Raw genomic sequence first — 20,377 nt, forward strand, 5'->3', positions numbered from 1 at the left:
ATGACCGAGCCCGTGACCGGACCCCCGCGGCGGGGATGGATCCTGGCCCTGCTGCGCCGCCGGGAGTCCGCGTACCTCGTCGTCGGCGCGATCAACACCCTCGTCGGCCTGGCGGCGTTCGCCGTCCTCGAGCGGACCCTCGGCGACGTGATCGGATACCTCGGCGCGCTGGTGCTGGCCTACGCCGTGGGGATCGTGGTCGGCTTCACGCTGCACCGCCGCTTCGTGTTCAAGGTGCGCGGCGGCGTCTGGCTCGACCTGGCCCGGTTCGTGAGCGTGCAGCTCGGCGCGCTCGCGCTGAACGCCGCTCTCCTGCCGGCGTTCGTCGAGCTCGCGCACCTCCCCGTGCTCCCGGCCCAGGTGCTGGCGCTGGCCCTGACGGTGGTCGCGAGCTACTTCGCGCACCTGTACTTCTCGTTCCGGCGCCCGGCCGGGACGGCGCGCCCGCCGGAGCAGGGGCCGGGTTCAGGCCACGGGCCGGCGGGCGGCGACGACGACCGATGACCCGAACGGCAGGTCGCGGCGCGCGAGCACCCGGTCGTCGACGGTCCCGAGCGCCGTGAGCACACGGTCGACGGCCGGGGACGTCCGCGGGAGCCGGACCACGTCGGCGGGCCGCCCGTCGCCGCGGCGCACCAGGCCGCGGGCGCGCCGCGCGAGCCGCTCGACGACGAAGGCCGGGAACGTCGAGGCGAACGCGTACGTCGCCCGGAGCACCTCGAACCCGCTGTCCTCGAGCGCCGCCACCGCCCGCCCCCGCGTGTAGCGCCGGACGTGCCCGTTCTGGACGTCGAAGTCGCTCCAGAGCCACTGGTAGGCGGGCACGGTCATGAGGAAGTGGCCGCCCGGCCGCAGGACCCGCCGGACCTCGGCGAGCACGACGTCCTCGGCCGCGCAGTGCTCGAGGACGTCGAACGCTCCGACCAGGTCGAAGACGGCGTCCGCGAACGGGAGCGTCGTCGCCGACCCGCACACCCCCGAGCCGGGCGTGAGGCCCCGCGGGTCGATGTCGAGGGTGACGTGGTGGCGCCGTCCCCGCAGCCACGCCACGCTGGGGCCGTCCGCGCTCCCCACGTCCAGGACGTCGTCCGAGCCGTCGGCGTACCCGCCCAGCACCGTCCGCAGCAGGCGGCCGCGCGTGCGGTACCACCAGTAGTCGGAGCGGTCGAGGGACGCCGACCCTCCGTTCGCCGACGGACTCACAGGCACGAACGTACCCGCGTGCCGCGCGACCGGCCGGGCGACCCCCCGTTCCCGGTGCTCCGACCCGCGGGCGTCCCCGGGGGCCCGTGGGTACCGTCCAGGGCATGAGCCTCGCCTCCCGCGCCCTGCACACCCGCTGGTTCGTCCGCGCCCCGATCGGGATGTTCCGGGCGGGGCTCGGCGTCCTCTTCGGCGGGCGGCTGCTCATGATGCAGCACCGCGGCCGCAGCAGCGGCGAGCGACGGTACGTGGTGCTCGAGGTGGTCGCGCGCCCCGCGCCGGACCGCGCGGTCGTCGTCGCGGGCCTGGGGCCGCGGTCCCAGTGGTTCCGCAACGTGCAGGCCGACCCCCGGGTGCTCGTGTCGATCGGCGCCCGGAGGGACGTGCGGGCCCGCGCGGTGGTCCTGTCGCCCGACGACGGCGCCGCGATCCTGCGCGCGTACACCGGCGCCCACCCCGGGCCGTGGGCACAGCTGAGCCCGGTGCTCGCGGAGTGGGCGGAGCCGCTGGCCCGCGAGCGCGGCGAGGACGACTGGTTGCGCGTGGTGCCGGTGGTCGAGCTCCGGCTGCTCTGACGCCGGGCGGCCGACGGCCCCGGCCGCGCCCCGGGCGACGATTTCACCCCCCGCGAGAGGCACGTCACCCCGGGCAGGGCGGGCGACGGCCGCGGGCCCGTGCCTACGCTTCTGGGACCGCCCGCGCCGCCCGGCCGCGGCACGCCGGAGCCCCAGGGGGAATCATGCAGGCTCGCGCGGTCACCGTCGCCGCTCTCGTCACCGCGGCACTGCTCGCGGAGCCGCTCGCCGCCGCGGGCACGCCGCCCGCCGCGGCCGCCGTCGCACCGTCGAGCGTCCAGGCCGCCGCCGCGGCCCGCGGCGTCGACCCCGTCGTCACCCCCGGAGCGGTCGACGACGCCGCCGTCGACGACACCGTGCGCTGGCAGTCCGCCGCGACGGGCGCCTCCCCGGACCTCGCGCGCTCGACCGTGCGCGCCCAGACGGACCGCCGCGTGCACCGGGTGGACGTCGCCGTCGCCACGCCGCGCTGGATGACGAAGGACCGGGCGGCGCAGCTGATCCGCGACCAGGACGTGGACGCGCTGCTGGCGAAGGTCTCGACGTACTGGTCGACGCAGTCCGGCGACCGGATCCGGTTCGTGCGGAGCTCGGCGATCGAGCGGGTCGAGACCGGCGACGGCTCCTGCTCGACGACCGGCCGCATCATCAAGCAGGTGCAGGCGGGCGGCCGCGCGCACTACGGCTCCGGGTGGTGGGACTCGAGCACGCGGGGACCGGGGCGGCGCGAGCACCTCGTGGTGCTGTTCCCGTACGTCCGCGGCGACTTCCCCGGCGGTGCGCGCGAGGGCGACACGTGCCTCGGCACGCTGGGCCTCGGCTCCCTGCCGCGCACCGCGGGCCGCGACAACCCGGGCGGCTGGTCGTTCTCGCTGTTCGGCGGGGCCGACGGCGAGGCGCGCTCCGCCCGCTTCGGTCACGCCCAGTACGCGACGGCGGTCTCGACCCTCGCGCACGAGCTGGGCCACAACATGGGCCTCGAGCACTCCGGCGTCGGCTGGTGCCGGGGCGCCGCCGACGGCGGCTTCACCTCGGCGCGCTGCGGCGCGGTCGAGGGGCTCGACCCGATGGACCTCATGGGCGCCGACTTCGCCGCCGTCGGCACGGCGCCCCTGTCACGGGCGCAGGCCAAGCGGCTGGGCGTGCTGTCGGCGTCCGACGTCGTCACGGTCACGAAGAAGGGCGGCGCGCGCACCGTGACCATCGACGCACGGCACCTGAGCACCAAGCGGCCCACGCTGCTGCGCGCCGTCGACCCGAAGACCGGGCAGTACTACTCCGTCGAGCTCCGCCGGAAGTCCGGGGCGCGCTACCCGTACCTCGGCGGGATGCCGTGGCGGGCGGCGAGCAACTACACGGTGTCCTACGGCGTGACCGTGAGCCGGTTCGGCAAGAAGGGGTCGACGTGGGCGATCCCCGGCGAGCACCTCATCGTGCCGATGGGCAAGGAGTCGGCGCGGAAGTCGTACCTGCTCCGGGGGTCGTCGTTCACCACCCGCTCCGGCGCGCTGCGCCTCACCGTGCGGTCCACGACGACCGGGACCGCGACGCTGCGGGTGACGTTCCCCCGCACCTGAGGCCGGTCGGGAGGGCGGTCAGGAGGCCGGTCAGGAGGCCGGTCAGGAGGAGGGGCGGGTGCGCGGGCGCAGCCGCACGTCGGGCAGCGCGGGCGCGCGCAGCGGCCCGCTCGCGTACCCGTGCACCTGCCCGAAGCGTCGCCCGGCGGCGCCGTCTGCGTACCGGGTGGGCGTGCCCGCGCCGTCGTCGGCGATCTGCGCCATCCAGTCGGCGCGCGCCCGCGCGACGTCGTCGTGGGTGCGGCCCACGAAGTTCCACCACATGACGACGTCCTCGGTGAACGGCTCGCCCCCGATGAGGACGGCGCGCACGGGCGTGGCGCCCGCCGTCACGACGAGCCGGTCGCGCCCCGGGGCGACGTAGCCCAGCTCGGCCGGCGGCACGGTCTGGCCCTCGAGGGCGGCGTCGCCGGCGTCCACCAGCAGGGCGTGCTCGAACGACGGGTCCGTCCCGAGCGTGAGCGTGGCGCCCGCCGGCAGGTCCAGCTGCGCGCCGACGAGCGGCGTGTACGTGCGGGCAGGCGAGGCCAGCCGCTCCCCCGCGACGCCGAGCGCGCCCATGAACACCTGCACGCGCGCGCCGCCGACGGTCGCGACGGGCAGGTCGCCGTGGTGCTCGAAGTGGGGCTCTCCGCCGCGGTCCGCCTCCGGCAGCACCGTCCACAGCTGGACGCCGTGCAGCGTGGGCGGACGACCCTCGGCGGGGGACTCCTCGGAGTGCGAGATGCCGACTCCCGCCGTCATGAGGTTGAGCTCCCCCGGCCGCACCGCCTGCAGCGAGCCCACCGAGTCGCGGTGCAGGATCTCGCCGGCGAACAGCCACGACACCGTCTGCAGCCCGATGTGCGGGTGCGGCGGCACCTGCATGCCCGCCGAGGCCGACACGTCGTCCGGGCCGTAGTGGTCGCAGAAGCACCAGGCGCCCACCAGCGAGCGCTGCCGCTGCGGGATGGTGCGGCGCACGGTCATCGCGCGCGGCCCACCGAGCGGCACCTCCCGCGCGGTGAGGAGCTCGACGCCGGCGGGCTGGTCGCCGGCGGTGCAGGTCCGTTCCGCGGGGCGGGTCTCGAGGTTGCTCATGGGCCGAGCCTAGGACGCGGGCGGCGGCCGAGAGGGCTGGGAGATGCCCGGAGATGCCGAGGCCCCCCGGGGCGGCCGGGGGGCCTCGGAGATGACCGCGGACCCCTGATCGACGGTCCCGGGGACCAGGGGTGCCGTGGCGACGGCACGACCCCGACCGCTCGTCGCGTCCCGTCGAGGCCTGGTGCGTCGTCGCCTCTCAGGAACCCGTTCTCCACGAACAGCCGGGCGCGGGTGGTCTTCCGGCCCCGTACGGACACCTGTGTCGTCACCCACAACCCGCACCGCGGTACGGGACGGCCCGTCGTTCTCCGGTCGACCGAGTCCCGTGGAGAGGGCAGGCGACCGCCCTGAGGGGGAGGTGCGTCGACCCGATCTCCGCAAGACCGGTACGCACGTTTCTAGACCTGCTGGGGGTGCGGTGCAAGGGGTCCGGGAGGGTTTTCTGGGCCGGTTCTTCGACCACAGGCTTGTCCACAAGCTGACCGGCGGAATCCCCACACCGCCCACAGCCCTGTGGAAGAAATTTGTGGACGACGCGCCGGGCGCGACACGCGCTGCCGACTTCGCGGCTCGCCGGCGGCGTGGTAAGCGCCGATTCGCGGCGGGCGCCGGACGGGCCGGAAACCGCGGGATCTCGCGGCTCCTGGCCGGAAGCCGGAGGCCCTCCCCCGCCCTCCCGCGCCGCCGGCGGGCAGCCGGCGCACCGTTCCGGCGTGGAACTCCGCAGGTGAGGGGCACGGTGCGGGTCGACGGCCCGCCAGCGGGGTTGTGGACAGGTGCCTGTGGACAGCGCCTGTGGACGACGCCTCAGGCCCGCACGTCGTGCAGGTGGTGCACCACGTCATGCAGGAAGTACTGGCCCAGCGTGCGCACCGTGAACACCGACCCGTTCGACCGGCGCCCGGTGCGCCCCTCCTGGCCCGGCTCGACGGCGTCGAACGCCGCCGCGACGACATGCCCGGCGACGTCGATCTCGTCGGCCACGGCCGCCGGGACCTGGTGGGCGTAGTCGCTCTCGACGGCGGTGACGTCCTGGTCCCAGTTCTCGAACGCGGGGTCGTCCTGCGTCAGCATGAGCGCGAGGCGCTCGTCGAAGATGCGGAACACGTCGCGCACGTGCGCGGCGTACTCGAGCGGCGACCACACGTCCGGGCGGGGCCGGGTCGCCGCGTCGGTCCGCTCGAGGGCGGCGCGCCACCGCGGCAGGGAGTCGCGGACGGCCGGGCCGACGTCGGCCGGCGAGACCTCGGCGGCCTCGAACCCGCACTCGGGGCACGGGCGCGCCAGCACCCAGGTCCAGTCCTTGGTGTCGGGCACGATGGCGTCCCGGCGGGCGGCGCGGGCGGGCTCGGACGACGCGGTGGGCTCGGTCACACCGGCACCCTAGCGTCCCGAGGTGCTGACAACGGCTGCCTATGATGTCAGCATGCCCAAGATCATCGGGAAGAGCCTGCACGAGCACCGCCAGATGACCCGGCACAAGCTGTTCACCGCGCTGTCGACGCTGATGTCGGAGCGCGGGTTCGACTCCGTGACGCTCGCCGACATCGCGACGGCCGCCGGCGTCGGACGGACCGCGGTGTACAACCACTTCCCCGACAAGGAAGCGCTGCTGCTGGGCTTCATCACCCACGAGACCGAGCAGTACGCGCAGACCCTGGAGCGGGCGCTGGCCGAGGTGGACGACCCCGTCGAGCAGCTCCGGACGTACATCCGCCAGCAGGCCCAGCTCACCCGCGTCTTCCACCTCGCCCCCGGCCCGGACCTCCGCACCGTGCTCTCCCGCACCACGCAGGCGCGCCTGCGCGAGCACGCGGAGATCGTGGAGTCCATCCTCAAGCGCATCCTGCGCGCGGGGATCGCGGAGGGCGAGTTCCCCGAGCAGGACATCGAGCCCACGGTGCAGCTCGTCAACGCCTGCCTCTCCGGCCGGCTCGTTCCGGACGAGCCCGAGGCCCGCGAGCGCGCCGTGCGCGCCACCGAGGCGTTCGTGCTGCGGGCCGTCGGCGCCCCCGTCCCCGTCGCCTGAGTCGCGCCGCCTACCAGGCGTCGGCGGGCAGGTGGTGGTGCTCGGCCGGGGGCGGCTGGTACGGCTCGGGGACGGGCGCGAGGTGCGCCCGCGCGAACTTCAGCGCCGCCTGGAGGTCGGCGTGCCGCTCGCTCGCGGTGCGCGCCTTGCGCGTGGAGATCTCGACGACGACGTCGCCGCCGTAGTCGCGCCGCACCAGCTCCTCGAGGACCTTGTCGCAGGCCATGTCGCCGCGGCCGGGCACCATGTGCTCGTCGCGGCCGGACGCCGTCCCGTCGGCGAGGTGCACGTGCCGCAGCTTGTCGCCGAACCCGTGCACCAGCGACAGCCCGTCCTGGTGGGCGATGGCGGCGTGCGAGAGGTCGAGGGTGACGGCGTCGTAGTCGTGGTCGGCCGGGTCCCAGCCGGGCAGGTAGGCCTTCAGCTCGCGGTCGCCGCGGGAGCGCGGCTTCCACGGGTACATGTTCTCGACGGCGACGGTGACGCCGCCGGCCCGGTCCGCGCCGGCCTCGTTCAGCTCGTGCACCAGCTCCTGGAACTGCTTCGCGTACTTGTACTGCCAGCGGAACGGCGGGTGCACGACGACCGTCGGCGCGCCCAGCTCGCCCGCCATGTCGACCGCTCGCCGCAGCTTGTCCGCCGGGGACCGGCCCCACACGCGCTGGCTGACCAGCAGCGTGGGCGCGTGCACCGACCGGATCGGCACGCCGTGCTCGTCGGAGAGCCGGTGCAGCGCCGCCGGGTCCTGCGTGGCCGGGTCCGACCAGACCATGACCTCGACGCCGTCGTAGCCGAGCTCGGCCGCGACCTCGAACGCGAACGCCGCGCGGCGCGGATAGACCGACGCGGTCGACAGCGTCACGGGAACGGTCACGTCGTGGGCGGCACCAGCCATGCTCCGCACGATAGCCGCCGCGCCTGGACGGACGCTGACAACGGGCTGTCCTCCGGCAGCGCGCCGGGTGCCGGGGACGCGCCCGATAGGGTCGCGGGCATGGTGCGCGCGGTGGTGTTCGACGTCGGCGAGACCCTGATCGACGAGACCCGGATCTGGACCCGGTGGGCCGACCGGCTGGGCGTCCCGGCCCTGACGTTCCTCGGGATCCTGGGCGGCTGCGCCGCCCTCGACCTGTCGCACCGCCGGGCGTTCGAGATGGTGCGGCCCGACGTCGACGTCCCCGCCGAGATCGCGCGCTGGGCGCTCGACGACCCGGACGGGCTGCGGGAGAACTTCGACGCCGACGACCTCTACCCGGACGTCCGCGAGGCGCTCGCCGCGCTGCGCGCCGCCGGCCTCGCCGTCGTCGTCGCCGGGAACCAGCCGCCCCAGGCCCGCGCCGCGCTGGAGGCGATGGACCTGCCTGTCGACGCGATCCGCACCTCCGACGAGTGGGGCGTGCAGAAGCCGGACCCGGAGTTCTTCGCCAGGGTCGCGAAGCTCAGCGGGCTGCCGGCCGGCGAGATCGCGTACGTCGGCGACCGCCTCGACAACGACGTCCTGCCCGCGGCCGACGCCGGGATGATGCCGGTGCTGATCCGCCGCGGCCCGTGGGGGTACCTGCACGCGGAGCGGCCCGAGGCCGCGCGCGCGACCGTCGTCGACTCGCTGCTCGAGCTGCCCGCCCTCCTCGCGGGCTGACGGGCCGCTACGCTCGCGCGCGTGCTCACCAAGACCGCTGTCACCGACGACCAGGTCGTCGCCCTCGTCGCGCCGGTCGGCGAGGTGCGGTCCGTCGCCCCGCTGAGCGGCGGCATGTTCGCGAGCGTGCTCCGCGCCGACCTCGCCGACGGCCGCACGGTGGTGGTCAAGGTGACCGGCGCGGACACGTCCCGCCTGCTGCGCTACGAGCACGGCGTGCTCGGCACGGAGGCGCAGGTGGACCGCCTCGGGCACGCGGCGGGGCTGCCGGTGCCGCGCGCGCTGCACGTGGACACGACCCGCGCGCACGTGGACGGCGACGCCCTCGTCACGACGTTCCTCGACGGCGACCTGTGGGGCGCGACCGACCTCGGCGCGGCCGACGCCGCCCGGGCGCGCCGCTCGCTCGGCGGGTTCATGGCGCGGCTGCACGGCCTCACGGGCGACCGGTTCGGCTACCCCGCCCCGGAGTCCGGCCTCGCCGCCCCGACGTGGCCCGAGGCGTTCGACGCCATGGTCCGCGCGGTGCTCGACGACGCCGAGCGGTGGGGCGTCGACCTGCCCGTCGAGCGGATCGTCGGCGCCGTCGCGCGGCACCGCGACCTGCTCGCGACGGTCGTCACGCCTCGCCTGGTGCACGCGGACCTGTGGGCGGGCAACGTGCTGCTCGACCCGGCCGAGCGCACGGTCGTGGGCGTCCTCGACGGCGAGCGCGCGCTGTGGGGCGACCCGGTGTTCGAGCTCGTCGGGGCGGACCAGCTCGGCGTCGGCGCCGTGGACCCGGACCTCCTCGCCGGCTACCGCGACGCGGGCGGCGACCTGGGTGTCGGCGACGGCACGCCCGGCGCGGGCGACCCCGACGCCTGGACCCGGCTGCGCCTGTACCGGGCGTACTTCGCCTGCCTGCTGGTGGTGGAGCTGCTGCCGCGCGCGTACACCGGCGACTGGGTGGCCGGGCACGAGCGCACCGCGCGCGCCAACCTGCGCACGGTGCTCGACGAGCTCGGCGGCTGAGTCACTGGATCTGAGTCACTGGATCTGAGTCACTGGATCCGCACGCCGGTCCAGCCGAGCGACCCGATGGCGTTGAGCGCGAGCAGCACGCCGAGGACGCCCAGCACCCAGCCGGTCATCTCCGCGGCGTTCTTGGACAGCCACTTCTCCAGCCGGGCCAGGAGGGGATCGACGACGCGCCGCGCCAGCAGGCGGCCGCCGAGCAGCAGCAGCGCCGGGAGCACCATGACCACGCAGTAGGCGGCCAGGACGCCGACGCTCGCCGTCGTCGTCAGGCCCGACGTCGTGATGAGGCCGATCGCCGCCAGGTACGGCAGCATCGTGCCGACCTCGAGCGCCACGGCCCCGAGGGCGAGGCCCAGCAGGGGCAGCAACGACGCCTGCGGGCGCGCGACGGTCGCCGTCGGGAGCATGCCCGGGACGACGTCCGCCTCGGCGCCCGCCTCGATGCCCATCGCGCGGGCGCGCCAGCGCGCGAGCCGGCCCGGCTTCGCGCCCTCGCGCTCGGCGCGGGCGGCGGCCTTCTTGCCGTCGAAGCGGAAGCTCAGCACGAACAGGGCGATGCCGAGGAGGAGCTGCAGGATCATCGCCGGCCGGGACTCGAGCGCGGCGCCGTACCGGTCGAGCACGGCGCCCGCGCCGAGCATCACCGCGATCCCCACGGCGAGGTAGAAGGCCGCCACCGTGCCGAGGTACGCGAGCAGGCGCGCCGGTTGCGGGCGGCCGGGCGACATCAGCAGCCACACGGGGATGAGCAGGGTGCCGAAGCTGGTCGAGTCGATCAGCGCCAGGACGACGAGCACGCCGGCCATCGCGGCGAGCCCGGCGCCCGCGCCGCCGAGATCGAGGCCGCCGAGGTCGAGGGGAAGGTCCATACCTGGATCCTGGCGAGCGGGGCGGGCCGCGGTCGTCGGCCGAACGAGTGATCCTGTGGCCGCCACGCGGGGCGCCGGCGGCGCGTCCGGCGCGGCGGATACACCGTTCGGGCGATTCCTCGTGCGGCTCCCTGTGCTGGGATGGGGCCGTGACGTCCGACCGCCCCGCACCGACCCTCGTGGGCAGGGTCGTGCGGGTGTGGGGCGGCGACGACCGGCGTGGCGACGTCGCCACCGCGCTGACGCTGTTCGCCGTGGGCTGGCTCCTGCTCGAGGTGGGGCTCGTCGACCTGTTCCGGGGCGGCCCCCTCGGCGCGACGACGGCGGAGCCGTGGTGGCGGGTCGCGCTCCTCGCCGCCGGGTGCGCCCTCACGCTCGCCAAGCGTCACCACCCGATGCTGGCGCTCGCCGGCGGCCTCGTCGTCACGGCGGTCGACCTGGCGTGGGGCGGCAGCCTCGCGATCCTGCTCGTGCTGTGGGACCTGCTGTTCGCGGCAGCGATGTGGTCGGGCCCGACGGCGCGCCGCTGGCTGTGGGGAACGGCTGCCGTCGTGACCGTCGCGGGGGCGGTCGCCGCGGGCGAGGCGACCCGTGACGCGCGCGCCTTCGTCGGCATAGGCCTGAACCTGAGCGCGATCCTGCTGGTGCCCATGTGGTGGGCGGACAACGTGCGGCAGAAGTCCGAGCTGGCCGCCGTGGAACGGTCCCGCGCGGACGAGGCGCGGCGGACCGCGGAGCTGGAGCGCGTGCGCGCGGCCGACCTCGCGCGCATCGGCGAGCTCGACCGGCACGAGGCCGTCCGCGCGGAGCGCGCCGCCATGGCGCGCGACCTGCACGACGTCATCGCGTCGCACCTGTCGACCATCGCGATCCACTCGGGCGCGGCGCTCAGCGCCCCGCCGGACACCGACCGGGACCGCGGCGCCCTCGAGCAGGTGCGGGCCAGCGCGGTGGAGTCGCTCACCGAGATGCGGTCGATGATCGAGCTGCTGCGCGCCGACGCCCCCCGCGACCCGCTCGCCGCCCCCGGCCGGCTCGACCGGCTGGACGAGCTGCTCGCCGCCGCCCGCGCGGACGGCACCGTCGTGACCGTGGACGACCCGGACGGGCTCGCGGACGCGGACCGCCCCGCCGCCGTCGGGCACGCGCTCTACCGGATCGCGCAGGAGGCGCTGACCAACGCCCGCAAGCACGCGCCCGGGGCCGCCGTCGCCGTGCGCCTGTCCTGCGAGCCGCCCGGCGACGCCGTCACGCTCGAGGTCTCGAACGCCGCGCCGCCCGCCGGCCGCCCCGGCGGTGTGGGGGGTGTGGGCGGCGCAGCCGCGGTGGCGGCCCCCCTCAGCGCGGGCACGGGGATGCTCACGATGCGCGAGCGCGCCGAGGCCCTGGGCGGCTCCTTCGAGGCGGCGCCGACCGCCGGCGGCGGCTGGGTGGTGCGGGCCCGCGTCCCGTCCGGCGCGGGGGACGGGGGCGGGGCCCGATGACGACGCCACCGGCCCCGGGCGCGATCCGCGTGCTGCTCGCCGACGACCATGCCGCCATCCGCGCGGGCCTGCGCCTGCTGCTGGACGCCGCCGACGGCCTGGAGGTGGTGGGCGAGGCTGCCGACGGCACGGCTGCCGTGACGAACGCCCGCGCGCTGCGCCCCGACGTCGTGCTCATGGACCTGCGCATGCCGGGGACGGACGGCATCGCCGCCACCCGGGCGATCGTCGCCGAGGGTCTGTCCGACGTCCTCGTGCTCACCACCTTCGACCTGGACGAGTACGTGGACGGCGCCCTGCGGGCGGGTGCCGCCGGGTTCCTCCTCAAGACGGCGGAGCCCGCCGCCCTCGTGGACGCCGTGCGGCGCGTCGCCGCCGGGGACGGCGTGCTCGCGCCCGAGGTGACGCGGCGGGTGCTTGCGCAGCTCACCGGCGCGCCGTCCCCCGCGCCCGCGGCGGAGGAACCCGGCCGCCCCGACCCGCGGCTGGCGGACCTCACGCCGCGAGAGGTGGACGTGCTCGGCGCGCTGGGGCGCGGGCTGTCCAACCAGGGCATCGCCGACGAGCTCGTCATCACCGAGGCCACCGCCAAGACGCACGTGTCGCGGGTGCTGGCCAAGCTGGGCGTCGTCTCGCGGATGCAGGCGGCGATCGTCGCGCGGGACGCCGGGCTCGCCTGAGCCTCGTCAGCCGACGGGCGCGAGGTCCGGGCTGCGCACCACCCGCGCGGCGTGCGCGGCGGCCGCGGCCAGCGCCTCGGCGACGTCCGCGCCGCGCAGGTGCGCGTCGAGGAACCCCGCGAAGAACCCGTCGCCCGCGCCGTTGGTGTCCACGACGTCGTCCACCCGCTCGGCGGGGACGTCGAGGAAGCCGTCCGCCGTGAGCGCCGTGGCGCCGCGCGCGCCGTGCGTGCACACGACGAGCCGCGCCCCGGCGGCGAGGCGCCCGGCCATGAAGGCCCGGTGGTCGGGCAGGCGGTCGGAGCTGAGGAACACGTGCGTGCCCGCGTCCGCCCACGGGCGGTGGAACGCGGCGTTGCCGTCGTAGTCGTGCAGGTCGACCCACACGTCGCGGCCGCGCTCGGTCGCCGCGGCGAGCACGGGCAGCGAGTGTGCGGCGAGGTCCACGACGACGGCGGCCGCGCCGTCCACGGCCGCGAGCGCCTCGTCCCAGGCGGGCCCGCCGGGCGGGACGTCGCCGGGCGCGCGCAGGTACACCGACAGGCGGCCGCCGGCGGGGTCCATGAGGTTGAGGTGGCTCTCCGTGCGCCCGTCCGGGGCGGGCTCGACCAGGAGGCGGACACCCGCGTCCTCGAGCACGGCGCGCACGCGGGCGCCCTCGTCGTCGTCGCCGAGGACGGTGCGCAGCGCGACGTCCCGCCCCAGGCTCGCGAGGTTGAGGGCCTTGCCGGCGGACGTGCCGCCCACCGTGTCGTAGGCGCCGCGCGCGAAGACGGTGTGCGGCGTGGGGTCGGGCAGCGCGTCCAGGTGGACGATGCGGTTCCAGGACGCGGGGCCGGCGACGAGGACGTGGGGAGTGGTCACGCCGGAACCCTACGGCCGAGGTCGCGGCACCGCGTGCGCGGCGCCGCGACCCTGGCCGTGCCGGTGCGAGTCTCAGTCGTCGACGCCGTACCGGGCCTCCCACCGGTCCTCGTCGCGGTCGGAGGCGCTGCCCTGGCGCACCATGTCGGTGCTCGGGCCGCCGCTGAGGCGGTCGCTCCCGCGCTCGCCCTCGAGGAGGTCGTGCCCGGACCCGCCCCAGAGACGGTCGTTGCCGCTGCCGCCCTCGAGGTGGTCGTTGCCGGTGGACCCGGCGATCCGGTCGGCGCCGCTGTCGCCGTCGACCTCGTCGTGACCCGAGCCGGCGTAGATGCGGTCGGCGCCGCGCCCGCCCTCGACCTCGTCGTTGCCGCTGCCCGCGCAGATGACGTCGTCGCCGCCGCGGCCGTCGATCTCGTCGGCGCCGCCGCGCGCGACGATGACGTCACGTCCCGCGGTGCCCTCGATGTCGTCGGCCCGGTCGGTGCCCACGATCGTGGCGCGCAGGCCCGCGCAGGTGGGCGTCGCCGCCTGCGCGGAGGACGCGAGGGCCGCGGTGGACAGTCCCGCCGCGGTCAGGGTGGCGAGCGACAGCGCCGCCAGACGTCGCGCGGGGGTGGGGTGTGCCGTGTGCGTGCTCATCGGAGAACCTCCATGTCGTTCCGGTGCGGACACGACGACGGTCCCCCGCGGCCATGAGTCGTTCATGGGCTCCGGATGAGGCCCTTCTCATCCAGGGTCCGGTGTCAGGGAGGGCCCGGTGTCACGGAAGACCCGCCGTCAGAGCCCGACGTGCTCTCCCGCGCCGACCGCGTACGCCTCGCGCAACCACCCGTCGAAGACGTCGTCGAGCTGGTCGAGGTCTGTGAGGTGGAAGTAGTGCACGAACAGGCGCTTGGTGTAGGGCGTGGAGCTGGTGATGCGCGGGTCCTCGACCACGCGCTGCAGGTCCAGGTACCCGCGCAGCATGTCGGGGCGCGGCACGAGGCCTGCGAACCCGCGGCGGGTGCCCTTGAGCGTGATCGCCGACTTCGAGACCGAGAGCGTGAACGGGCCGATCGCCTCGGCCCGCTCCATGACCGCCTGGTAGAGCTCCAGCGTCGACTCGGGCCTGCCCTCCAGGTGCCGCTCGACGGTCCACGGGGCCTGCGCGTCGTCCTCGGTGATGGGTGTCATGCCTGGCGACGCTACGGCGAGCCCCCGACAGGCGCCGCTCCGGCAGGTCAGCCCCGCAGCGGCAGGAGGAGCGTCGCGTCGCCGTCGGCGGTGACGCGCACCGGCACGCCCCAGTCCTGCTGCGCCAGGTGGCAGGCCGGGAAGACGTCCGGGTCGGGCTCGCCGTCCGGGCCGAGCGGCACGACGTCGCACGACGCCGCCTTCGCCGTCACGTGCAGCACACCCTCGGGCACGTCGGGGTTCACCACGAGCACGCGGTCGAGGTCGGTGCCGTCGCCCGCGCCGTCGAGCAGCAGCTCCGGCGGCGTGGCGCTGACCCGCAGCTCCGTGGACGGGCCCCACCGGTCGTCGAGCTTCTGCCCGGGCGCGGGCACGAACGGCACCTCCAGGCGCAGCTCGCCGGCCGTGACCTCGGTCGCCGGGCGCGCCATGCGCTGCGCCCCGCCGTCGAGCACCTCCCCCGCGACGTCCGCCGGCAGCGCCACCCGCGTGAGGCGGTGCGCCGCGGACTCCACGACCAGCAGGCGTACGCCGTCGTCGGCGACCTCGACCAGCACGTCGCTGGGCTCCGCCAGGCCCGTGGCGAGCGTCGTCACCACGTCCGAGGCCGCGTCGTACCGCCGCAGCGCGCCGTTGTACGTGTCCGCGACGACGACGCTGCCGTCCGGCAGGGCCGCCACGCCCAGCGGGTGCTGCAGCAGCGCCTCGGCCGCCTCGCCGTCCCGGTGGCCGAAGTCGAACAGTCCCTGCCCGACTGCGGTCGTGACCGTCACCGACCCGTCGTCGGCCGGCACGACCCGCCGCAACGCGGACGTCTCGGCGTCGGCCAGCCACAGGGCGTCGCCGGCGTGCGGGCCGGTCGCCGCCGCCAGCCCGGAGGGCTGCGCGAACCACGCCAGGTCGCCCGGGCCGTCCTCGAGCCCCTCGTTCATCGTCCCCGCGAGCAGCCGGACGGTGCCCTCCAGCGGCTCGAACGCCCACAGCGTGTGGTGGCCGGCCATCGCGACCACGAACACCCCGAGCCGGGGCGACCACGCGACGTCCCACGGCGAGCTGAGGTTGACCGCCTTCGCCGGATGGGGCGCGGCCGCGTCGAACGGCCCCGCCGGCCCGACGACGTTCTCCTGCCCGCCCACCATGAACTGCTCACCGGTGCCCGCGACGGTGATCACGCGGCCGGTCGTCAGGTCCACCCCGCGCAGCGCGTGGTTGACGGTGTCCGCGACGAGGACGTCGTACCCGAGCGCGGGCCGCAGCTCGTCCGGCACCAGGCAGAGACCGTTCGGCCCGCTGAACCGCGCCTCGTCGGACCCGCCGTCGACCAGCCCGCGCTCGCCGGAGCCGACGCGCCGCACCAGGGTCTCGCCGTCGGGCGCGAGCTCCGCCAGCGCGTGGTGGCCGGCGTCCGCCACGAGCAGATTCCCGGACGGCAGGGCGACCGCCTTCGCGGGGAAGCGCAGCGTGCCCGACGCCGGCACCGGCGACACGTACGGCCCGTCGCCGCGGTACAGGGTGCCCTTCGCGTCGTGCTCGGCGACCAGCTCCTCGACGATCGCCTCGATCGCCGACGCGTGACCCTCCCCCGCCATCTGCGCCACGACGTACCCCTCGGGGTCGACGACGACCAGCGTGGGCCACGCGCGCGCCGTGTACGCGCCCCACGTGACCAGCTCCGGGTCGTCGAGCACCGGGTGGTGCACCTCGTACCGCTCGACCGCGGCAGCCAGCGCCACCGGGTCCGCCTCGTGCGCGAACTTGGGCGAGTGCACGCCCACGATCACCAGCTCGTCGCGGTGCCGCTCCTCCAGCTCGCGCAGCTCGTCCAGCACGTGCAGGCAGTTGATGCAGCAGAAGGTCCAGAAGTCGAGGATCACGACCTTGCCGCGCAGGTCCGCGAGGGCGACGTCGCGGCCGCCGGTGTTGAGCCAGCCGCGGCCGACCAGCTCGGAGGCGCGGACGCGGGGCAGGCGGGAGGAGGAGCTCACCCGAGCATTCTCCACCGGCCCCGGCCGGCCCTCGTCAGCGCACCAGCTCGGGCAGCGCGACGGCGTGGGCCGCCTTGTGGATGGGCGCCGTCATCGCGGCGAGCATGCGCTCCTTGCCGGGCAGCTTGTCCATCACGCGCAGCATGGTGAGGGAGGCACGGACCTGGCCCTTCGTGCCGACGACCATCCGCTTGATGTTGGCCGGCCCGAGGGCCTGGTTCGCGTCCACGAACGGGCGCATGGTGGCCTCGTAGTCGGCGAAGGCGGCGGCATGGTCGTCGTGCGCGGCGAGCGACGCGGCCAGCACGTACGCCCCCACGAGCGCCATGCTCGTGCCCTGCCCGGACGCCGGGGACGCGCAGTGCGCGGCGTCGCCCAGCAGCACGACGCGCCCCGTGGACCAGCGGTCCATGCGCACCTGGCTGAGGGAGTCGAACAGCAGGTCGGGCGAGGCAGGGACGTCGGCGAGCATCGCCGGCACCTCCCACCCCTCGGCGGCATAGGCCTCGGCGAGGAGGCGCTCGCGGTCGGCGCGGTCGAGGCCCTGCTCCCCCAGCGGCCCGGAGGACCACAGGAACATCGCGCGGGCACCCTCCTCGCGCGCCGTGGCGTACATCAGCGCGGTGCGGCCGGGGCCCACGTAGGTGACCTCCTCGCGGTCGAGGCCGAGGCGGTTGGGGACGGTCGCGACGGCGACGTAGTACCCGAGGTCGACGAGGTACCGCTCGTCCGGGCCGAAGGCGAGGTTGCGGGTGGCGGACCGGAGCCCGTCCGCGCCGACGACGAGGTCGTAGCGGCCCGTGCGCCCGGAGGTGAAGACGACGTCCACGCCGTCGCCCGTGTCCTCGAGCGTCGCGATCGCGTCGCCGTAGACGTGCTCGGCGCCGGCGGCGCCCTCGCGCAGCAGGCGGTGCAGGTCGCCGCGCAGCAGCTCGACGTCCTCGTGCACCCGGCCACCGAAGGTGTCGCCGTCCATGCTCGCGGCCCGGCGCCCGCGGGCGTCGACGACGGTGCCGGCGCGGACCTCGGTGCGCAGGGTGCGGGCCTCCTCCAGGAGGCCCATGCGGTCCAGGACCTCGAGCGCGGCGCCGCGCACGTCCACCTTGTAGCCGCCGGCGCGGGGCTCGGGCGCCCGCTCGACGACGGTGACCGTGTCGCCGCCCGCGGCCAGACGGTGGGCGAGCGCGAGACCGGCGACGCCGCCGCCGGAGACGAGGATCGTGCGGTTCATGGGAGGACCTCCTGCCGAGGGAACGTGACGCGCACCACCCTAGCCACGGTTTGGACGTTTGTGCAAGACGTTCGTATCAGACGTTTGAGTTAGCATCGAGGCATGACGTCTTCGAGCACGCGCCGCACCACCCCGCCGGCCGGCACACCGAAGCCCACCCAGGCCACCCGCACCAAGGCAGCCGGGAACCGGGCGGCACTCCTCGCCTCCGCGCGCGACTGCCTCCGCGACCGCGGGTACGCGCGCACCACCGCGCGCGACATCGCCACCGGGGCGGGCGTCAGCCTGGCCGCGATCGGCTACCACTTCGGGAGCAAGGAGGCGCTGCTCGACGCGGCGCTCGTCGAGGCGCTGCGCGACTGGGGCGACGCGCTGGAGGCCATCGGCACCGAGGACCTGGGGACGTCCCCGGCCGAGCGGTTCCGGGCAGTGTGGGGGCGCGTCATCGCGTCGGCGGCGCAGGACCGGTCGTTGTGGGCGGTGCAGCTCGAGCTCCTCGCGGACGCGTCGCGCGACCCGGAGCGGGCGGCCTCCCTGGCCGACGCCAACGCGCAGGCGCGCGCGGAGCTCGCCGACCTCTTCGGACTCCCCGCCGAGCACGGCACGCTGCTGCAGATGCTGCTCCTCGGCGCCGTCTCGCACCTGCTGCTCGACCCGGCCGACGCCCTCGCCGCGGACGACCTGCTGGCGCAGGCCGCGGCGCTCGTCTCGCTGACCTCCTGAACGAAGGCCCGGGGGCGGCCCGTCAGAGCGCGGTGACCGCGCCCACGACCGTGACCTGGACGGGGACGCCGTCCACCTGGGGCGGCACGTCCTTGCGCGCGCTGAGGGAGACGACGTTCACCTGGAGCACCCAGTCCGCCTCGTCACCGCGTCGGGCGAGCCCGACGCCGCACACCCCCTCGACACTCTCGAGCGCCTCGCGCAGGGCGGGCTTGGCGGCGCGCGCCTCGTCGATCGTGACCATGGAACACCTCCGACCCCTCCATTGTGCGCCACCCGCCGACGGGACCACAGCCCGGAGGCCGTGACCTGCGCCCCCGCGGGCCGCGGCTACCGCACGGTCGGGCCCGCGACGTCCACGGGCCCCTGCGGCGACCGGTGCTGGACGCGCAGGTCGAGGGTGCTCCGCGACGTCGGGGACACCGAGATCTGCGCCTCGCCCTCGCCGTCGTCGATGGCGCGCACATGCAGGTGGCCGTCCTTGAGGCGGATGGCGAACTGGGTCGAGCCCGCGACGAACCGCACGTCGCGGTCGTCGTCGATCACCGTGGGGCCCAGGGGAAGACTCTTCATGGGTCCAGCATGCCCGCCCCGCGAACCATCCACGCCCCTGGCCGACGGTACAGGGTTCCGTGTACCGTCGAGCGCGTGACAACCGTGCCGCTCCGCCCGCTCCCTCCCGAGCGCCGCGCCCGGCTCGAGCTGCGGGTGCGCTGGATCGTCGCCGCGACGATCGCGTACAACGTCGTCGAGGCAGCGGTGGCGATCGCCGCCGGGCGGGCCGCATCGTCGGCCGCCCTCGTCGGGTTCGGCCTCGACTCCGTGGTCGAGGTGCTGTCCGCCGCCGCGGTGGCGTGGCAGTTCGCCGCCCCCGACCCGCACCGCCGCGAGCGCGCCGCCCTGCGCCTCATCGCGGTGTCCTTCTTCGGGCTGGCGCTGTTCGTCACGGTCGACGCCGCCCACACCCTGCTCGGCGCTGCCGAGCCCGACCACTCCCCTGTTGGCGTCGTCCTCGCGGCGGTCAGCGTCGCCGTGATGCCCTTCCTCTCCTGGTTCGAGCGCCGCACCGGCCGCGAGCTGGGCTCGGCGTCGGCGGTCGCGGACTCGAAGCAGACCCTGATCTGCACCTACCTGTCCGCCGTGCTGCTGCTGGGACTCGTCCTCAACGCCGCCCTCGGCTGGTCGTGGGCCGACCCCCTCGCCGCCCTGGTCATCGCCGGGTTCGCCGTGAAGGAGGGCGTCGAGGCCTGGCGCGGCGACGGCTGCTGCACACCGCAGGGCGACGGCGCGCCCTGACCTGCGCGGACGCCGCCTCGGTGCGACACCGTCCGGGGCGCGACAGGATGGGTGACATGAGCATCGAGATCCCGTCCCTGCCCCTGAACAACGGCACGTCGATCCCGCAGCTCGGCTACGGCGTCTTCAAGGTCCCGCCGGCGCAGACGCGCGAGCTGGTGCTGACCGCCCTCGAGGCGGGCTACCGGCACATCGACACCGCGCAGATGTACCGCAACGAGCGCGGCGTCGGCGAGGCCGTCGCCGCGGCCGGCCTGCCGCGCGACGAGCTCTTCATCACCACGAAGCTGAACAACGCGTTCCACGAGCACGACGCCGCCCTGGAGGCTTTCGACCGCTCCCTGGAGGAGCTCGGCCTCGACCACGTGGACCTGTTCCTCATCCACTGGCCGCTGCCCGCCGTCGGCCGGTTCGTCGAGGCGTGGGGGGCGCTCGAGGAGCTCTACCGCTCGGGCCGCGCGCGCGCCATCGGCACGTCGAACTTCCAGCCGCACCACCTGCGCCGCGTCCTCGAGGAGGGCACCGTGGTGCCCGCCGTGAACCAGGTGGAGATCCACCCGTGGTTCGGCAACGAGGACGTGCGCGCCTTCGACGCCGAGCACGGCATCGTCACCGAGGCGTGGTCCCCGCTGGGCCGCGGCCGCGTGCTGGACGACCCGACCCTCGCCCGCATCGCCGCCGAGCACGAGCGCACGCCGGCCCAGGTGGTGCTGCGTTGGCACGTGCAGCGCGGCGACGTCGTGTTCCCCAAGTCGGCCACGCCGTCGCGCATCCGCGAGAACCTGGAGATCTTCGACTTCGAGCTGTCCGGCGAGGACATGGCCGCCATCACCGGGCTCGACCGCGACGAGCGCATCGGCTCCCACCCGGACCAGATGAACGACACCGGCCGCTGAGGAAAGCGTTGTGGGTGCGATCGTGGCCCCGTTTCTCAGCGAAACGGGGC

Annotated in this window: 23 protein-coding genes; 11 read left to right on the forward strand and 12 right to left on the reverse strand. The window is 75.5% G+C overall.

Translation table 11 applies throughout. The features are described 5' to 3' along the window. The gene (locus ACWF41_RS00130; protein WP_380320274.1) at positions 1-504 is read left to right on the forward strand and encodes a GtrA family protein; all 504 of its coding nucleotides are present in this window, start codon (positions 1-3) and stop codon (positions 502-504) included. On the opposite strand, the gene ACWF41_RS00135 is transcribed toward ACWF41_RS00130, so the two are convergent. Then, on the reverse strand, positions 466-1,203 hold the full coding sequence (locus tag ACWF41_RS00135; protein WP_380320271.1) for a class I SAM-dependent methyltransferase: 738 nt from the start codon (positions 1,201-1,203) through the stop codon (positions 466-468). The two genes, ACWF41_RS00130 and ACWF41_RS00135, sit on opposite strands and share 39 nt — an antisense overlap. 104 nt (positions 1,204-1,307) lie before the next feature. On the opposite strand from ACWF41_RS00135, the gene ACWF41_RS00140 reads away from it, so the two are divergent. Together ACWF41_RS00140 and ACWF41_RS00145 are read left to right on the forward strand one after the other, a co-directional pair. Beyond that, positions 1,308-1,778, forward strand: coding sequence for a nitroreductase family deazaflavin-dependent oxidoreductase (locus ACWF41_RS00140; RefSeq protein ID WP_380320268.1), 471 nt, complete (start codon positions 1,308-1,310; stop codon positions 1,776-1,778). 164 nt (positions 1,779-1,942) lie between these two features. Further along, a complete protein-coding gene (locus ACWF41_RS00145; protein ID WP_380320265.1) occupies positions 1,943-3,355 on the forward strand; it encodes a metallopeptidase domain-containing protein in 1,413 nt (470 codons plus the stop codon). Positions 3,356-3,397: 42 nt separating this feature from the next. Here the strand turns inward: ACWF41_RS00145 and ACWF41_RS00150 are convergent, their stop codons facing one another. Both ACWF41_RS00150 and ACWF41_RS00155 read right to left on the reverse strand, forming a co-directional pair. Continuing rightward, complete coding sequence (locus ACWF41_RS00150; RefSeq protein WP_380320262.1) at positions 3,398-4,435, reverse strand: pirin family protein; 1,038 nt, start codon at positions 4,433-4,435, stop codon at positions 3,398-3,400. An 810-nt stretch (positions 4,436-5,245) separates the two neighbouring features. Then, positions 5,246-5,812, reverse strand: coding sequence for a DinB family protein (locus tag ACWF41_RS00155; protein ID WP_380320259.1), 567 nt, complete (start codon positions 5,810-5,812; stop codon positions 5,246-5,248). 52 nt (positions 5,813-5,864) lie between these two features. Between ACWF41_RS00155 and ACWF41_RS00160 the strand changes: the two genes are divergently transcribed. Beyond that, a complete protein-coding gene (locus ACWF41_RS00160) occupies positions 5,865-6,467 on the forward strand; it encodes a TetR/AcrR family transcriptional regulator (RefSeq protein ID WP_380320256.1) in 603 nt (200 codons plus the stop codon). Between the two features lie 10 nt (positions 6,468-6,477). Here the strand turns inward: ACWF41_RS00160 and ACWF41_RS00165 are convergent, their stop codons facing one another. Next, on the reverse strand, positions 6,478-7,362 hold the full coding sequence (locus ACWF41_RS00165; protein WP_380320254.1) for a sugar phosphate isomerase/epimerase family protein: 885 nt from the start codon (positions 7,360-7,362) through the stop codon (positions 6,478-6,480). A gap of 99 nt (positions 7,363-7,461) precedes the next feature. Here ACWF41_RS00165 and ACWF41_RS00170 point away from each other — a divergent pair, with 99 nt between their 5' ends. Then, positions 7,462-8,106, forward strand: coding sequence for an HAD family hydrolase (locus ACWF41_RS00170; protein WP_380320251.1), 645 nt, complete (start codon positions 7,462-7,464; stop codon positions 8,104-8,106). A 21-nt stretch (positions 8,107-8,127) separates the two neighbouring features. Further along, positions 8,128-9,120, forward strand: coding sequence for a phosphotransferase family protein (locus tag ACWF41_RS00175; protein WP_380320248.1), 993 nt, complete (start codon positions 8,128-8,130; stop codon positions 9,118-9,120). Positions 9,121-9,149: 29 nt separating this feature from the next. Here ACWF41_RS00175 and ACWF41_RS00180 read toward each other — a convergent pair whose 3' ends face one another. Next, positions 9,150-9,995: a GAP family protein gene (locus tag ACWF41_RS00180; protein ID WP_380320245.1), complete on the reverse strand. Its 846-nt coding sequence runs from the start codon at positions 9,993-9,995 to the stop codon at positions 9,150-9,152. A 149-nt stretch (positions 9,996-10,144) separates the two neighbouring features. On the opposite strand from ACWF41_RS00180, the gene ACWF41_RS00185 reads away from it, so the two are divergent. Next, positions 10,145-11,479 carry a sensor histidine kinase gene (locus ACWF41_RS00185; protein ID WP_380320242.1) on the forward strand — a complete coding sequence of 445 codons (1,335 nt, stop codon included), beginning with the start codon at positions 10,145-10,147 and terminating at the stop codon, positions 11,477-11,479. After that, positions 11,476-12,159 (forward strand): response regulator, encoded by a 684-nt coding sequence (locus ACWF41_RS00190; RefSeq protein ID WP_380320239.1) that lies wholly within the window; start codon positions 11,476-11,478, stop codon positions 12,157-12,159. Before ACWF41_RS00185 ends, ACWF41_RS00190 begins: the two co-directional genes overlap by 4 nt. Before the next feature lie 6 nt (positions 12,160-12,165). Here the strand turns inward: ACWF41_RS00190 and ACWF41_RS00195 are convergent, their stop codons facing one another. The 5 genes from ACWF41_RS00195 to ACWF41_RS00215 form a co-directional block, all read right to left on the reverse strand. Then, the gene (locus ACWF41_RS00195; protein WP_380320236.1) at positions 12,166-13,023 is read right to left on the reverse strand and encodes a carbohydrate kinase family protein; all 858 of its coding nucleotides are present in this window, start codon (positions 13,021-13,023) and stop codon (positions 12,166-12,168) included. Between the two features lie 72 nt (positions 13,024-13,095). Next, positions 13,096-13,662: a calcium-binding protein gene (locus tag ACWF41_RS00200; protein WP_380320233.1), complete on the reverse strand. Its 567-nt coding sequence runs from the start codon at positions 13,660-13,662 to the stop codon at positions 13,096-13,098. Positions 13,663-13,800: 138 nt separating this feature from the next. After that, complete coding sequence (locus tag ACWF41_RS00205) at positions 13,801-14,196, reverse strand: DUF5655 domain-containing protein (protein ID WP_380320230.1); 396 nt, start codon at positions 14,194-14,196, stop codon at positions 13,801-13,803. Positions 14,197-14,243: 47 nt separating this feature from the next. After that, positions 14,244-16,181: an NHL domain-containing thioredoxin family protein gene (locus tag ACWF41_RS00210; protein WP_380320227.1), complete on the reverse strand. Its 1,938-nt coding sequence runs from the start codon at positions 16,179-16,181 to the stop codon at positions 14,244-14,246. A 34-nt stretch (positions 16,182-16,215) separates the two neighbouring features. Continuing rightward, positions 16,216-17,412 (reverse strand): FAD-dependent monooxygenase, encoded by a 1,197-nt coding sequence (locus ACWF41_RS00215; RefSeq protein WP_380320224.1) that lies wholly within the window; start codon positions 17,410-17,412, stop codon positions 16,216-16,218. Positions 17,413-17,514: 102 nt separating this feature from the next. On the opposite strand from ACWF41_RS00215, the gene ACWF41_RS00220 reads away from it, so the two are divergent. After that, the gene (locus ACWF41_RS00220) at positions 17,515-18,135 is read left to right on the forward strand and encodes a TetR/AcrR family transcriptional regulator (protein WP_380320222.1); all 621 of its coding nucleotides are present in this window, start codon (positions 17,515-17,517) and stop codon (positions 18,133-18,135) included. A 22-nt stretch (positions 18,136-18,157) separates the two neighbouring features. Here ACWF41_RS00220 and ACWF41_RS00225 read toward each other — a convergent pair whose 3' ends face one another. Both ACWF41_RS00225 and ACWF41_RS00230 read right to left on the reverse strand, forming a co-directional pair. Continuing rightward, complete coding sequence (locus ACWF41_RS00225) at positions 18,158-18,379, reverse strand: hypothetical protein (protein ID WP_380320220.1); 222 nt, start codon at positions 18,377-18,379, stop codon at positions 18,158-18,160. Positions 18,380-18,465: 86 nt separating this feature from the next. Beyond that, on the reverse strand, positions 18,466-18,708 hold the full coding sequence (locus ACWF41_RS00230) for a hypothetical protein (protein WP_380320217.1): 243 nt from the start codon (positions 18,706-18,708) through the stop codon (positions 18,466-18,468). A 75-nt stretch (positions 18,709-18,783) separates the two neighbouring features. Here ACWF41_RS00230 and ACWF41_RS00235 point away from each other — a divergent pair, with 75 nt between their 5' ends. Together ACWF41_RS00235 and ACWF41_RS00240 are read left to right on the forward strand one after the other, a co-directional pair. After that, the gene (locus ACWF41_RS00235; protein WP_380320214.1) at positions 18,784-19,431 is read left to right on the forward strand and encodes a cation transporter; all 648 of its coding nucleotides are present in this window, start codon (positions 18,784-18,786) and stop codon (positions 19,429-19,431) included. A 56-nt stretch (positions 19,432-19,487) separates the two neighbouring features. Further along, complete coding sequence (locus ACWF41_RS00240; RefSeq protein ID WP_380320210.1) at positions 19,488-20,327, forward strand: aldo/keto reductase; 840 nt, start codon at positions 19,488-19,490, stop codon at positions 20,325-20,327. Positions 20,328-20,377: the final 50 nt, after the last annotated feature.

Source organism: Isoptericola sp. NPDC055063, assembly GCF_053608125.1.

Excerpts from the sequence above, each read along its gene's own strand:
- ACWF41_RS00240 (WP_380320210.1), top strand. The coding sequence starts at position 19,488 with ATGAGCATCGAGATCCCGTCCCTGCCCCTGAACAACGGCACGTCGATC.
- ACWF41_RS00170 (WP_380320251.1), top strand. The coding sequence starts at position 7,462 with ATGGTGCGCGCGGTGGTGTTCGACGTCGGCGAGACCCTGATCGACGAG.
- ACWF41_RS00215 (WP_380320224.1), bottom strand. The coding sequence starts at position 17,412 with ATGAACCGCACGATCCTCGTCTCCGGCGGCGGCGTCGCCGGTCTCGCG.
- ACWF41_RS00180 (WP_380320245.1), bottom strand. The coding sequence starts at position 9,995 with ATGGACCTTCCCCTCGACCTCGGCGGCCTCGATCTCGGCGGCGCGGGC.
- ACWF41_RS00205 (WP_380320230.1), bottom strand. The coding sequence starts at position 14,196 with ATGACACCCATCACCGAGGACGACGCGCAGGCCCCGTGGACCGTCGAG.
- ACWF41_RS00130 (WP_380320274.1), top strand. The coding sequence starts at position 1 with ATGACCGAGCCCGTGACCGGACCCCCGCGGCGGGGATGGATCCTGGCC.
- ACWF41_RS00190 (WP_380320239.1), top strand. The coding sequence starts at position 11,476 with ATGACGACGCCACCGGCCCCGGGCGCGATCCGCGTGCTGCTCGCCGAC.
- ACWF41_RS00145 (WP_380320265.1), top strand. The coding sequence starts at position 1,943 with ATGCAGGCTCGCGCGGTCACCGTCGCCGCTCTCGTCACCGCGGCACTG.
- ACWF41_RS00200 (WP_380320233.1), bottom strand. The coding sequence starts at position 13,662 with ATGAGCACGCACACGGCACACCCCACCCCCGCGCGACGTCTGGCGGCG.
- ACWF41_RS00230 (WP_380320217.1), bottom strand. The coding sequence starts at position 18,708 with ATGAAGAGTCTTCCCCTGGGCCCCACGGTGATCGACGACGACCGCGAC.
- ACWF41_RS00165 (WP_380320254.1), bottom strand. The coding sequence starts at position 7,362 with ATGGCTGGTGCCGCCCACGACGTGACCGTTCCCGTGACGCTGTCGACC.
- ACWF41_RS00150 (WP_380320262.1), bottom strand. The coding sequence starts at position 4,435 with ATGAGCAACCTCGAGACCCGCCCCGCGGAACGGACCTGCACCGCCGGC.
- ACWF41_RS00140 (WP_380320268.1), top strand. The coding sequence starts at position 1,308 with ATGAGCCTCGCCTCCCGCGCCCTGCACACCCGCTGGTTCGTCCGCGCC.
- ACWF41_RS00220 (WP_380320222.1), top strand. The coding sequence starts at position 17,515 with ATGACGTCTTCGAGCACGCGCCGCACCACCCCGCCGGCCGGCACACCG.
- ACWF41_RS00225 (WP_380320220.1), bottom strand. The coding sequence starts at position 18,379 with ATGGTCACGATCGACGAGGCGCGCGCCGCCAAGCCCGCCCTGCGCGAG.
- ACWF41_RS00160 (WP_380320256.1), top strand. The coding sequence starts at position 5,865 with ATGCCCAAGATCATCGGGAAGAGCCTGCACGAGCACCGCCAGATGACC.